Source organism: Paenibacillus harenae (assembly GCF_030812415.1).
Lineage (GTDB): Bacteria > Bacillota > Bacilli > Paenibacillales > Paenibacillaceae > Pristimantibacillus > Pristimantibacillus harenae_A.
Window position 1 is genome coordinate 1,039,629 of record NZ_JAUSST010000001.1, and the last position, 13,157, is coordinate 1,052,785.

General features: G+C 50.3%; 13 protein-coding genes. 4 read left to right on the plus strand and 9 right to left on the minus strand.

Going from position 1 to position 13,157, the window contains the following annotated elements; all coding sequences use genetic code 11:
* Positions 1 to 40 precede the first annotated feature (40 nt).
* From J2T14_RS04895 to J2T14_RS04905, 3 genes are all read left to right on the plus strand, one after another.
* Positions 41 to 1,024 carry a polysaccharide biosynthesis protein gene (locus J2T14_RS04895; protein WP_307468389.1) on the plus strand — a complete coding sequence of 328 codons (984 nt, stop codon included), beginning with the start codon at positions 41 to 43 and terminating at the stop codon, positions 1,022 to 1,024.
* A 32-nt stretch (positions 1,025 to 1,056) separates the two neighbouring features.
* Positions 1,057 to 1,779 (plus strand): glycosyltransferase, encoded by a 723-nt coding sequence (locus J2T14_RS04900; protein WP_307468391.1) that lies wholly within the window; start codon positions 1,057 to 1,059, stop codon positions 1,777 to 1,779.
* Positions 1,780 to 1,854: 75 nt separating this feature from the next.
* Complete coding sequence (locus tag J2T14_RS04905; RefSeq protein WP_307468394.1) at positions 1,855 to 2,682, plus strand: UTP--glucose-1-phosphate uridylyltransferase; 828 nt, start codon at positions 1,855 to 1,857, stop codon at positions 2,680 to 2,682.
* A gap of 140 nt (positions 2,683 to 2,822) precedes the next feature.
* On the opposite strand, the gene J2T14_RS04910 is transcribed toward J2T14_RS04905, so the two are convergent.
* The 6 genes from J2T14_RS04910 to J2T14_RS04935 all read right to left on the minus strand — a co-directional run bounded on the left by J2T14_RS04910 (position 2,823) and on the right by J2T14_RS04935 (position 11,003).
* Positions 2,823 to 3,941, minus strand: coding sequence for a hypothetical protein (locus tag J2T14_RS04910; protein WP_307468397.1), 1,119 nt, complete (start codon positions 3,939 to 3,941; stop codon positions 2,823 to 2,825).
* Between the two features lie 132 nt (positions 3,942 to 4,073).
* Positions 4,074 to 4,763 (minus strand): class D sortase, encoded by a 690-nt coding sequence (locus J2T14_RS04915; RefSeq protein WP_307205730.1) that lies wholly within the window; start codon positions 4,761 to 4,763, stop codon positions 4,074 to 4,076.
* 33 nt (positions 4,764 to 4,796) lie between these two features.
* Entirely contained in the window at positions 4,797 to 5,231 is a 435-nt protein-coding gene (locus tag J2T14_RS04920) for a GtrA family protein (RefSeq protein ID WP_307468399.1), read from the minus strand.
* Entirely contained in the window at positions 5,224 to 6,231 is a 1,008-nt protein-coding gene (locus J2T14_RS04925) for a glycosyltransferase family 2 protein (RefSeq protein WP_307205732.1), read from the minus strand. The genes J2T14_RS04920 and J2T14_RS04925 overlap by 8 nt, the downstream gene beginning before the upstream one ends.
* A gap of 43 nt (positions 6,232 to 6,274) precedes the next feature.
* Entirely contained in the window at positions 6,275 to 10,096 is a 3,822-nt protein-coding gene (locus J2T14_RS04930; protein ID WP_307468402.1) for a glycosyltransferase family 39 protein, read from the minus strand.
* 178 nt (positions 10,097 to 10,274) lie between these two features.
* Positions 10,275 to 11,003 carry a YhcN/YlaJ family sporulation lipoprotein gene (locus J2T14_RS04935; RefSeq protein ID WP_307468405.1) on the minus strand — a complete coding sequence of 243 codons (729 nt, stop codon included), beginning with the start codon at positions 11,001 to 11,003 and terminating at the stop codon, positions 10,275 to 10,277.
* 162 nt (positions 11,004 to 11,165) lie between these two features.
* On the opposite strand from J2T14_RS04935, the gene J2T14_RS04940 reads away from it, so the two are divergent.
* Positions 11,166 to 12,173: a ketoacyl-ACP synthase III gene (locus J2T14_RS04940; RefSeq protein ID WP_307468409.1), complete on the plus strand. Its 1,008-nt coding sequence runs from the start codon at positions 11,166 to 11,168 to the stop codon at positions 12,171 to 12,173.
* On the opposite strand, the gene J2T14_RS04945 is transcribed toward J2T14_RS04940, so the two are convergent.
* The 3 genes from J2T14_RS04945 to J2T14_RS04955 are packed head-to-tail and all read right to left on the minus strand — an operon-like array spanning position 12,168 to position 13,154.
* Positions 12,168 to 12,425, minus strand: coding sequence for a hypothetical protein (locus J2T14_RS04945; protein WP_307468412.1), 258 nt, complete (start codon positions 12,423 to 12,425; stop codon positions 12,168 to 12,170). The two genes, J2T14_RS04940 and J2T14_RS04945, sit on opposite strands and share 6 nt — an antisense overlap.
* Positions 12,412 to 12,813, minus strand: a complete 402-nt coding sequence (locus J2T14_RS04950; protein WP_307468415.1) for a hypothetical protein — start codon at positions 12,811 to 12,813, stop codon at positions 12,412 to 12,414. Before J2T14_RS04950 ends, J2T14_RS04945 begins: the two co-directional genes overlap by 14 nt.
* Positions 12,810 to 13,154: a restriction endonuclease subunit S gene (locus J2T14_RS04955; RefSeq protein ID WP_307468418.1), complete on the minus strand. Its 345-nt coding sequence runs from the start codon at positions 13,152 to 13,154 to the stop codon at positions 12,810 to 12,812. The genes J2T14_RS04950 and J2T14_RS04955 overlap by 4 nt, the downstream gene beginning before the upstream one ends.
* Between the last annotated feature and the right edge of the window lie 3 nt (positions 13,155 to 13,157).

A 13,157-nucleotide genomic window follows, 5' to 3' on the forward strand; every position in this document is an offset into this window, starting at 1 on the left:
CAACGAGTTTGCTTGAAGCAGGCATACAAGGAGGATTACTATGTTTAAAAATAAAACGATACTCGTTACCGGGGGTACGGGCTCTTGGGGCCAAGAGCTGACGCGCAAGCTTCTGATCGAGGAACCGAAAGAAATCCGCATTTTCTCCCGCAACGAATTTACGCAGGTCGAAATGAAACGAAAATTCAATAGCTCTATCTTGAACTTTCTGATCGGCGACATACGCGATTACGAGGCGGTATGCGACGCTTGTCAGAACGTCGATTACGTATTCCACCTCGCCGCGCTCAAGCATGTTCCGATCTGCGAATATCAGCCGCTTGAAGCGCTTAAGACGAACGTGAGCGGCACGCAGAACATTATTCGTGCCAGCATCGAGCATGGCGTAGACAAAGTCATCGACGTGTCGACCGACAAGGCAGTCGATCCAATCAATTTCTACGGCTTGACGAAGGCGATTGGCGAGAAGCTCATCATTAAAGCGAATGATCTTAGTGAGCACACCCGCTTCGTTTGCATACGCGGCGGCAACGTACTCGGCACGAACGGCAGCGTAGTCCCTTTATTCAAGCAGCAAATTATTGAAGGAAAGGCGCTTACGCTTACCGATAAGGAGATGACCCGATTCTTCCTTACGATACCTGAGGCGATCGAGCTGCTTATTAAAGCCGCTTCGGCCGCTATCGGCGGAGAAACGTTCGTTATGAAGATGCCTGCTTGTAAAATCATCGACCTGATCGAGGTGCTCAAGTCCGTATTCGAAAAAAACAGTTTGCCTGTTGTAGAAATTGGGATGCGTGAGGGCGAGAAGCTTCACGAAGTACTCATATCCCGCACCGAATCGCAGACAACGTATCAATACGACAAGCAATATTACGTTATTTTGCCATCCCATCCTACTGAAGAGCTCCTGAACCATTACAATCATCTGAACAAAATCAACTTCCCCTATTTCCAATCCGACCAAGAGCTGATGTCTCACGAAGAAATCAAGCTGCTGCTTCAGAAAGGTAAGTTCATATAACTTAATTTCATTGCGAAGGGACGGCTTGATGTATGAAACGAAAAAATTTCCCCAGGCCGATCAATGGCGTAACCGTTATTACAAGCACTAATAAACCTCAATTTTTAAACAATATATTCGATAATTACAGCAGGCAGCTTTATAACAATAAGCAGTTGATCATTATCCTGAATAGCAATTTGATAGATGCGAATGTGTGGGTTGAGAAGGCGAAGGCGTATGCAAACGTATGGGTGCACCGCCTTCCCGATTCGGTTTCGCTTGGAGAATGCTTGAATTTCGCGGTCGACCGCAGCAGTTATAACGTCATTTCCAAATTTGACGACGACGACTATTACTCTCCCTATTATTTGACCTCCGCCGTAAAAGCGCTGCGAAGAACGAATGCCGACATCGTTGGCAAACGTTCGGTCCTCACTTATTTAGAAGATGACGGAAAGCTGATCCTTCGATTTCCCGGAAACGAAAACAAATACCAGCACTATGTCGCAGGCGGCACGATTACGTTTCGAAAAAGCGTATTTCAGCGCGTAAGGTTCAGCGCCCTTTCAATTGGTGAGGATGTCGATTTTATGACGAAATGCAGGCAGAACGGATACAAATTGTTTGCTACAAGCCGCTATAACTATGTTTATATTCGCAGGCCGGACCCGAACATGCATACGTGGAGACCGAACAAATCTTATTTATTAAAAACCGGAAGGCATATCTCATACACCCGTAAATTTTGGAATTACGCAACGAAAAAATTGTAGCCTCGCAACCAGTACCGCCGCGGTACTGGTTTTTTGAAAAACAAGGAGGCGTTTTCGAATAAGGGGTGATTCAAAGTGATACGCAAAGCGATCATTCCGGCGGCAGGCTACGGAATTCGCAATCTGCCGGCAACGAAGATCATTCCGAAGGAACTGTTCCCGATCGGCAACAAGCCTGCGATCGATTATGTCGTTGCCGAAGCGGTACAAGCGGGAATAACCGATATTCTCATTGTGTTGTCCCGGAACAAGACGGAAGTGATGAACTACTTCGACCGTTCCCCCGAGTTGGAAGCCTACTTGACGGAACGACAGAAGGAAAATTTGCTACCGCTTATTGCTCCGACCAAGCTCAATATCCAATACGTCAGTCAGCATGAACCGCTCGGACTCGGCCACGCTATCCTGCTTGGCCAGTCGTTCGCGGCGGGCGAGCCTTTCGCCATTATGCTCCCCGACCAGATTAGTTTAAGTCGCACATCGATACTCACGCCGCTTATCAAGTGCTTTGGGCAATACCGCGCCAACGTTATCGGACTGCAGACGGTGAAGCAGGAGCTGCTGTCCAACTACGGCGTCGTGTCGGCCTCGCGTCTTAAGGCGCGAACCTACGACATCGATTCGATTGTCGAGAAGCCGCTCCATCCGCCATCCCAGCTAGCCGTTATTGGCCGATATATCGTCAAGCCTAATATTTTCGATAAGCTGCAACAGACCAGACCGGGTGTTAACGGGGAGATCCAATTAACCGATGCGCTGAACGAGGCTTGCCGGTCGAGCCGCATGATCGGTTATGCCTACAATGAAAGATGGTACGATACGAGCATCGAAGAACAATATATTAAGCTGCAGCAGCGTGCGCTTCAACTAAAGTCCACGAAAAGAACAACAGAGGCAGAATAACTTCCCTTGCTTAGGGGGAGCTGTTCTGCCTCTGTATTTATCTATCCGGTTAAAGCATAAATCCGCCCGACGGACGCAACGGTCCTAGACCATTGCGTGCCTTAAGCGGATTGCTTCTTAATCCTCGCTACAGCCTCTAGTTAGCGCGTATATACGAGCGACTTTGATGTCCTTCTCTTGAAGGAGGAAGCGGTTTTTCGACTGCCTGCCTTGAGCCGGTTTTTCTTTCTAGCCGGCTTGCGCGGTGAAGGCGGATCATCCGGAATGGATGACGGCCTGTGGTGGGGTGATTCTTCGATATGGAAGAAGGCGTTGCTAAGCCGGAAAGGATTCTCGATGGCCGGATTATCGTAGTAGTTGTCGCGGAACGCTTGCTTGGCCGCTTTCGCGATAAGCTCTCCGCTTGCAAAGCTGCCGTAGCTCCAAGGCTTCGCGGTCGCGGCGCTCTTAGCAGCATTCGTTACTTCTAACGAGTAACGTTGATAGATTTGACTGTAAAGCTGGGATTTGTTCTCAGCCAGCCAGTTAGCGGCCGAAGCAAGCTCGGGAGTAAAATGGATACAGCGAAGCGGATTGCCGTTAACCGTATAGGAACCGGCTCTTGGCTGGGCAATGTTCCATCTCTCTACCAAATTGCGATGCTCAATGCCGTAACCGGGATGCCGCAGCGTATAAACGTCGTCAAAGTAGATCGGGGTTAGATCCATATACGAGAATTCGTTGCCTGAATGGCGCTCGGATATTTTCGCCCACCAGGTTAGAAAGCGTCTCGCTTCCGAATGTCTCGATAAAGCCAGCATGCCCGTGCTATAGACGTTTGCTTTGCCCGCTTCCATTCGCCAATCCCATTCCATAAAATCGGAATTCGTCTGGCAGCCGGCTATTATAATCGGATGGCGCTGAGAGATTGCGGCAAGCTCGGTAAGCGGAGAGAACACCTTCGTATTTGACTCCAAATAAACGAACGACTGCTCATCAACATACTTATCGTAAATATAGCTCATAAGCGGGGCTTTGCATGCGTTTTTCGCTTCCTGCTCGTCATACTGAAACCAAAATTTCGATAGATTCGGGAAACGCAAAACGTTATTCAGCTGAATAACCTCATCGAAATAAGAGCACTTCCATAGGTCGTCAGGCAAAGTATCTTCCATAACGCCAACAACGATTCTAGTACCCGGCATATGTTCCTTGACCGACCTTGCCATGACGATGGTACATGGCAAATCACGGGCTGTTGAGACCGTCCCAATAATCATTCAATACCCACTATACGATAGGAAGACAGTCGATACTCGTTCATTTTTGCTAATCTCTCCTCTCTTCCTATAATATATGTTTGTCTTGGATCATATGAATCCCTGCTAAAAGTCTATCTTTGCGAATCTAGCTTATAGCTTCGCATGAACGATCAAGCGATGGGTAGGCTTCACGATCGGATCGCAAGTGATCAGCGTCAGCATCTTGTCCTTGTCGTTGTAGTTCAAGACGGATACGTCGGTAGGCTCTACAATCGACACATCATAAACCGTGTAAGTGAACGTCTCGTCCTTCGTCTCGATCGTGATTTTGTCTCCGACCTTTACTTCCCCTAGCCGGTTAAACAGCTTGCCCTTGGCCCGCATACGATGCGCGGCGATCGCGGCATTGCCGACTTGCCCTACTTGAGCCGTTTCCTTCAGATGAGCGGCCGCATATTTCATATTTTTCTGCGTTGCGCCTTCTACGACCGGAAGCTTCAGCTTTATGCTCGGAATCTTGATCGTGGCGATCGTCTGCAGCTTCGGCGCTTCCGGCTTCGGCGTCTCGGACGGTACTATCGATGCCGGCGGCGCCTCGGTCGTCAGATCAGCCGTATCGACCGCCGCCTCTACTGAATTGCCCGGCTCCTCGCCGAACAAGTTTGTCAGATCCTCATACTGCGCCTGCGCTTCATCCTCTGCCGTCTGGTCGAAGCTCGCATCCTCCCATTCCGCCATCAGCTGCTCCTGCTGCCTCGCTTCATACCATTCGCTGGCCTTCGGGTAGAGCAGCACCAATAAGCCGATGACGACTAACGTATAAGACAATGCTTTCCTCATTAAATCACCTCTTTTTTCAAAAAACTTCCCACATCAGTTGGCACGAGCGCCTGCGAACACCCAGCGTTTGCTGCCGTAGAAATTAATGACTACCGTGACCGCCGTTGCAATCAGCTTCGCGTATAGCTCATTCATCCCCGCAAGCGTCGTCATCAGCGTCAGGAATAGAATGGAGACCGCTAGTATAACACCGTTCCAAACGACGAAGCGTGCCCCCATCCGTAAGCTTCCAGACTTGTCGGATGTAGAGGAAGTTCCCGTTCCTCCGAACGTAAATTTGCTGTTCAATACGTAGCTGTTCGCCATCCCTGCGCCGTAGGACAACACTTGGGCGATCGCAAAGTGAACGCCCAGCCAAACGAGCAGCGTATATAGAATCATATCGATTGCCGTATTCAGCAGTCCCACGGCATTAAATTTCATGAATTGAATGGCTAGCGCCTTCCGGCTGCGGCCGTTGCTAGACATACTGTTTGTTCCTGTCCCGATCTCTTGAGTCTGCTGCTTCGTCTTCCGCTTCGTTTTTATCCGGGTAGCCCTGCACTTCGCGAACAATATATAAAGGACGTCCTTTGGATTCGTCATAGATTCGGCCGATATATTCGCCAATTACACCTAGAATCATAAGAATTATACCGTTAAACAGCAAGTTGACGGCGACGATCGACGCCCAACCCTGTACAGGGAATCCCGAGAACAGCTTCTGGAATACGACGACGAGCAGGTACAGGAAGCTGCCGATCGATAACGTAAAGCCGACATAAGTCGCAATCTTAAGCGGTTTGTAGGAGAAGGACGTAATGCCGTCCAGTGCGAAGCCGATCATCTTCTTAAGCGGATATTTGGTCTCGCCGGCGAATCGTTCCTCGCGAACGTATTCGACCATCGTTTGCCGGAAACCGATCCAGCTGACAAGACCGCGCACGAAGCGGTTCTTTTCCTTCAATCCTCGCAGGACATCACATACTTTGCGGTCAATCAACCGGAAGTCGCCCGTATCGATCGGAATATCGAAGCTCGTCATGCTGCGCAATATCCGGTAAAACACTTTAGCCGTTACTTTCTTGAATACGGTCTCCCCTTTGCGCTTCAACCGTTTGCCGTAAACGACCTCATAACCTTCCTTCCACTTGGCGATCATATCGAGAATGACCTCCGGCGGATCTTGAAGGTCGGCGTCGATGACGACAATCGCGTCTCCCTGCGCATAATCCATTCCCGCCGAGATCGCAATCTGATGACCGAAGTTCCGAGAGAAATCGATAAGGCGAACGTTGGAATCGAACTCGCTTATCATGCTAATGAGCTCGACCGTTCGATCGCGGCTGCCGTCATTAACGAAGATGAGCTCATAGGTTTCGTTCGTACCGTCCATCACCTGCTTCAGCCGATCGTACGTGTGCTCGATCACTTCCTCTTCATTGTACATCGGCACAATAATGCTGTATTTGACCTTTGCGGCTTTCATTCACTCGCCTCCCCACTGTTCGATATAAGGTTCTTGCAATGCTCTAGAATGCCCAGCTGCCGAACCAGCGCAGCCAGTGCCGAACGTATTCGCTGCTTACGGTCATGCCGGATAATGCCGGATAGAACAGGATGAATAACGCAACGGACACGGCAGCGAATAGAACTCTGATCCGGCTGAAACTTGGTTTTTTCTCCTCTATAGCTTTAAAGACATAAACGATGCTTAAGATAATGAACGGTACCATTGCAAAATAATGATACAAGAATGTCAGCCTCGTAACGAGCATCCAAGGTACATACTGCGCCAGGAAGGCGATCCAAATCATGAATGCGGATCGGTCGCCGCGCTTAATGCTTAACCAGAACGCCCCGGCCATCGCGAAGATGCCGGTCCACCATATAAGCGGGTTACCAAGCGCAACGATGGTAGACGCCATCCCCTCAGGCACGTCGTCGCCCGAGTAATACCAGACCGGCCGCTTCATGAACGGCCATTCCCACCAGGATGAGGAGAATGGATGCGTGGATACTAAGTTGCTATGGTAGCTGAACATGTTTTTCTGATAATCGATAAAGCTCTGGATCGTATACCCTTTGTCCATAACGCTAAGCACCGGAATGTAGCTTAAGCCGTAAATAAGGAGCGGAACGGCTGCGTAGAACACGATGCAGCTTGCGAGCGTCATGATCGTATATTTCGGGAACACCTTCACGATTGCCGTCAGCTGCTCCTTATCCAGATCTTCCGTCCGATTCGCTGCAAGCAGCCGCTTGGCAGAAGCATATTGTCTATACCGGTCGTACAGCGACAGCGCAAGCATGACCGCAAGACCGATGCCTCCGTACAAAACGATCCATTTGGAAGCGACGCCGATGCCGAAGAACAACCCTGCCAGGAATAACGGCAGCAGTGTCGTTTGCAGCTTTTCCTTATAGAAGCTGAGCGAGCTGTATCGATGCATGAAATAGAACATCAGCATAATGAAGAAAACGCCATATACGTCGATCGTCGCTATTCGCGTCTGAGCGAAGTGCATGAAATCGGCTGCCAGCAATATCGAAGCCGTCACCGCATAGCTCGTTCTGCCGAGTAGGCTCCTTGCCATCATATAGATGAGCGGCACCATCCCGATGCCTACGACTGTGCCGGCTATACGCCAGCCGAACGTATTCAAGCCGAACAGCTTAATGCCGATCGCGATAATGAGCTTGCCAAGCGGCGGATGCGTATTCTCGTAGGCAACGATATTCTCCAGATGCTCATAGGCGGTTCTCGCATGATAAATCTCGTCGAAGTAAGAGCTGTTCATGAAGTTTTCCTTCACCTTCACTTTGCCCTGCTCGTCGAACAGCTGTTGTACGCTGCCGCGCTTCGCCTTCTCTGCTTCGTCCGCATGGATAGCCGCTATAGGAAGCGGCTGATCGCTGCCTTGCTCGAAGAAGGCGAGCTCATGCATGGAGAATCCGGTGCTTACGGCCGTAAGACGAACGTACCGTGCTTTCGCATCGACCTGCTGGCTGTTCCATTTGAACACGGCCACATGGCTGCTCTCGACCTCTACAGCGCCGCTCCACTCATCTGCCGTATCGCTGAATTCGTATTTGTATTTCCCAGTCCCTGCGCCTCCGAAACTGTTGATCATCGTAAGCTGCTTGCTCTCTCCGAGGTCGACATAGAAGCTCTGCCCCGAAGAATTCGGCTGCCATGCCGATACGGGACCGTTAAGCGAACCCAGATGGAACAACGCCACAACAGCGTAGATTAGCGTAATGGCTCCCATCCAGATCCAATCCAGCCTCGCAAGCGGAGCAGTCTTCTTGCGCCCCCTGCCTTCACCTGCGGAAAATGGCTTGAATTCGGCTACTGCAGCATAATCGGAAGCCTGCGCCTCCGCTTCGGTGAACGGGGCAATAACGACCGTTCTTCCCCTCTTGTACATATCATATCCGATATAAAGCATATATAGCAGCAATCCTACATTGGCCATGGAAGTAAGCATAAGGATTCCGTTCATCGGTACAAAAGAGCCCGCTTTGCTGTAATCGAGCACATATGCGACATTGATAAAGCTGGTCAGACTGAAGCCGAAGAATAGATAAAGCATTCTGCGATCTAGCGTCTGCATGAACGAAACGACGCTAAGGAGCAGTACCGGAAACAAATAGCGTTCATGCATCTTCGTCACAAGCATAAATACGACCGTTATAAGTAGCCCGGCGAGATAGAAGGAGTTATCGGACGTCTCCCGGCCATCCTTCTTCTTTCTGAATGAGAAATATACGGCCAGGGCAACGGCTGCGACAATGAACAGATTGCCCCATGCCTTGAACGTAAGCAGCAGCCATTGCTGGTCAAGCCCTTTCCAGTTCGCCCCGATAAGCGTATAAAAGTTGAATGCATTAAGCGATGCGTAGGGATAGGACGATAACGTGCCTGAATACAAGTTCAAAAGCGCGCTTAAACCCCCGTTGCCCCAAAAGTAAGGGAGCGCAAGCAAGCCGAATGTAGCGAAGCCGAAGAAAGCGCTGACCGGTATTTGCCTCCACGCTTTGCGATGGAGGAAGTAAAGCAGCAGCACGGGCATGAAGATGAATGCCTGCGGCTTAATAAGCGCCGCTATCGCGAACCAAACGGACGCACGCTCGATTTTGCTATCGGCTAGATTATAGAAGGAGAGCACGAGTACAAGCGTGAAGATCGAATCGACTTGTCCCCAAGCGGCAGAATCGACGATAACGGCCGGATTGAACGCGTACAGAATAGCGAGACCTAGCGCGAAAGCCGGGCTGAGCTTCTTCCCGGCGATATGAAAGATAAAGTAAGCAGCGCCTAAATCGGCGACAATCGCAGGCATCTTGAACAATAGAAGCGCCGCATCTGTCCCGGCTTGAATGCCGAGGGCTGACTTAAGCGAACCCAGCACATACAATACATAAATATATCCTGGCGGATAATCGACGAATACGCCCGAGTTGTAGAATCCGGATAAGCCTTGGGATACGGCATGGTCCGCCCAAGCGACGAACAGCGCAATATCGGTCGCATAACCGCCTGTCGATACGGCTATAGCCGCACGGAGCGCGAAAGCTGCGATCAGCAGTAGCCACAGCAGTATGTAAGGTGAATTCCCCGTAAGCTTCAGCTTGTCAGAACGGAATACGGTTTTGTAAATGAAAATAAACAGCAGGGTGAACAATAACGAATAGATCAAGATCGGAATAATGGATACATGATGCTCCGCCCCCGCGCCATCGTCCGGCTCAGCCGGCGTTGTGGCCAGCAGATTGAACACTTGCGCTCCTTCTGGGACTTCGTTAACCATCTCGATGCTTGCATCGTCAAAATAAGCTTTGCCGGCATTCAGACTGCCATAACCTCCGAGGCTTGCGCCGAACGTAATTTCTTTCTGGCCTTTGCCGGTCTTGCCGTAGAACTCCAAATATGCCCATTGGCCGCCCGTTTCGGTTTTATTGGGGTAGTCCGCGGCTACGCCATCTACGAAGAAATGCGCCCCCGTTCGGTCTTGCATTAACCCCTCCGTCTTCACGTAACCCGAGAACTTATACGTTTTTTCTGCCTCTACGGCTACTCGCTGCGTCCAGCGGGCATGATTCTCCTCTTTGTTCTCGATGACGACGGAAACGGATCCTGAACTTGTTCCGGTCTCGGATATGCCGTAGTTAGTTACGCCGCTTTCGGCTACATATTGCGCTTGTTCCCACGCATCCGGTTTGGACGATGTCAATTGTTCGAAGCCGCCATTCATGAGCAGGTTGCCGGCAGCATGACCTGTTGCCATAGGCAGGAGAATCAGCAGCATAAAGAGAGAGAGAATGGCACGCAGCGACTGGTTTCTAATCATTATATATTCCACCTCATAAGGATAAATAAGCGCTATTTTTTACATGAAAATACAATTACACTCTATCGGATAATAACGGCACGGTCAAATAAAAAAACTTCCGTCTAATGTAGAAAAAAAACCGGCGAAGGCATATTCCCTTCATCCGGTTTTTGGCTGCCTGTGCATATTGCTCCAACTAATCGTAAATCATAGACGGAGATCTCGTTCCTTGGCTGTTCAATGCGTTGCTGTCGTCGGATTCCGCCGGGAAAATACGTTCGACCATCGCATTAAACTCGGCTACGAATCCTTGAATCGGATGTCCGAGCCTAACATCGTTCATGTAGCCGTTCATCCTGCCGACAAAGTCCGGATTCGCGGACACGTAAACATGCTCCACCGCCTTGTTTGCCCGCTTGACTTCTTTTGCGATCTTATCCTTTATCTCGTCTGTAAGCTTGTCCTCTCCGGTAGACAAGCTGCTGAGCCGCTTGCTCATCCTAATGCCGTCTTGCCCGGTTAAACCGTAATTGGTACGGCCCATAAGCTTGGAATTCCCTTTAGGCTCACCCTCGTCAAGCGAAACGGCAACGTAAGCATTAGCGTCCGTCAACATAACGTAAGACGATTTGACGGGGTTAATCGCCGTAATTCGCTCTGCGATCCCTTCGCTCATTTCCATACGATACACATGATGCGATCCAATAACATTATTGCTGTTCAATCTGCGGCCGTTCAACCGGTTAGATTCGTTCATTTGATCGTTTGCGAACCGCTTGTCCATCATCATATTGCCGTTGGCATCATATCGGACGCTGTTGGGACGTATATTTTTGTTGCCTACATCTCCTTGATACTCGCTGCAACCGGCCATCATCGTGCCGAGCAGTACGCCAGCTGCCAAAGCTGCCATTTTTTTGCGCATGCTTCGCCCTCCATTCGTATGATGTCGGGCTTTTGGCCCGTTTTTTAGGATAGGCAGTTCATCCCTCTGCTATTCTTGCCGTTGACAAATAGTCATTGGCAATATAAATTAGTATCAAGTATTAGTACCTGATACCAATAAATCGGCAAGGGGTGTTTAGCTATGAATTTTCCGAATCCTGATTCGATCCATTCGAACGCCGCAATAACGGCCATCGGCTCCTATGTTCCTGAACGCATTATGACTAACGCCGATCTGGAGAAGCTTGTTGATACGAACGATGAGTGGATCGTTCCGCGAACGGGTATCCGCGAGCGGCGAATCGCCGCCGAGCATGAATACACGAGCGATCTATGTATAGCTGCCGTTCAAGATATGATCGAACGTTATGGCGTCAACGTGGAAGATGTCGATTACATTATTGTCGCGACGACGACACCCGATGCCGTCGTGCCTGGCGTCGCTTCGCTTGTCCAAGCGAGGTTCGGCATCGCAAGATGCGGCGCAGTCGACGTACAGGCTGCCTGTGCAGGCTTTGCCTCGTCCATTCAACTGGCTAACGGGCTGATTCTATCCGGCATGTGCCGCAAAGTATTAGTGATCGGGGGGGAAACCCTGTCGAAGGTGACGGACTACACGGACAGAACGACCTGCATTCTGTTCGGCGACGGGGCTGGCGCTTTTTTGATGGAGAAAGTTGCAGAAGGAGGACAAGGCATTACAGCCATGCATTCCTCAACGGACGGCTCGCTTGGCCACCATGTTTACTTGAGCGGATTATCTCCTTTGATTGGCGGTCAGCCTATCCAGCAGCACGCCCGCTTAGTGCAAAATGGACGCGAGGTGTACAAGTGGGCCGTCACTCAAGTGTCCGAAGGCATTACCGAAATGCTGACACGTTACGGCCTTCAGCCGGACGACATCGACTGGTTCGTGCCGCATAGCGCAAATATGCGCATTGTGAAAGCGATCTGCGAGAGGACCGGTATTGCAAGCGAGCGAACGCTTACGAGCATGGGCGATTACGGCAACACCTCCGCAGCTTCGATCCCTCTTGCGCTTGATAGCGCCGTACGCGAAGGTCTCGTGAAGCCTGGACACCTAGTGCTGCTGTATGGATTCGGAGGCGGCTTGACGCAAGCGGGCGTCATGATCCGCTGGTCGCTATAGATTCTGCTCGTAAGCTTTCTGATGCCCGTCCTCGAACCCTTTGGCGAAGCCCGTATTGTATCCATCATTATATAAGAACTTCTGGTTTGCAAGCTCCTTGTCATCGCTGGACAGACGCTTCCTTTGCACGGCATTTCGGCGCAGAAGCGTCTTTTTTCTTTGGCTGCCTTTCATACCGGCACCGGTCCGCTTGGCTGAGGAGCCCAGGCTCGACGTTTTTCTAGCTGTGGACTTACGTCTATTTCTTAGCATGTCGTCTGCCTGCCTTCCTTGAAGAACTGCCAGACTTTGCTCCGCTGCGGCTTGAGCGGTCAGGCGACCAGAGCTTGCCCGACTTTCCTAGCTTACCAGAATTATTCGTTCCAGTTCCCGCCGACGTACCAGATTTGGCCGGCTGGTTTTTTTTATTATTATGGCCTTTGCCCCGATTGTTCAGATCTGTCCTTAACACCGCTTCTGCCATGGATCGCTGCATATTGGTCAGCATATGAACATTATCCCGAAGCAGCCTGGCTGTTTCGGGCGATTGATCAGCAACATTCGCTATGCTATCCAATATTCGTGCAAGGGCATGTTGGCTCTTCGCAAGCGAACTGATAAGCGATGCTTTTGCCGCCTGCACCGTTAACGGTAAACTCATTGTTTTCTGTCCCCGAACGATAGATTGTTCCCTAAGCCGCCCTCCATGCCTGCGAAGCCTTCGCTTGCCTCTTCTTTGTCCAGTATGGCCTTCAGTATGGAAACCATGCTTTGGTTTACCTTCGTAATTCCTTCGATCGTCTCCAGCACCATATCATGGAATTGGAGAGACTGATTGAGTTGCGACTGCTGGCTGTCAAAGATGTTGCTATCGACATGATTCAATATCCAAGCTTGCAACTTCTCCGCTTCCATCGCCTTAGCCTCGAGAATGACAGCAATGTTCAACTGCATGCTGGCTGCCGAGGTGAACATTTTCAAATAAGCTTCCTCGCGATTCATATA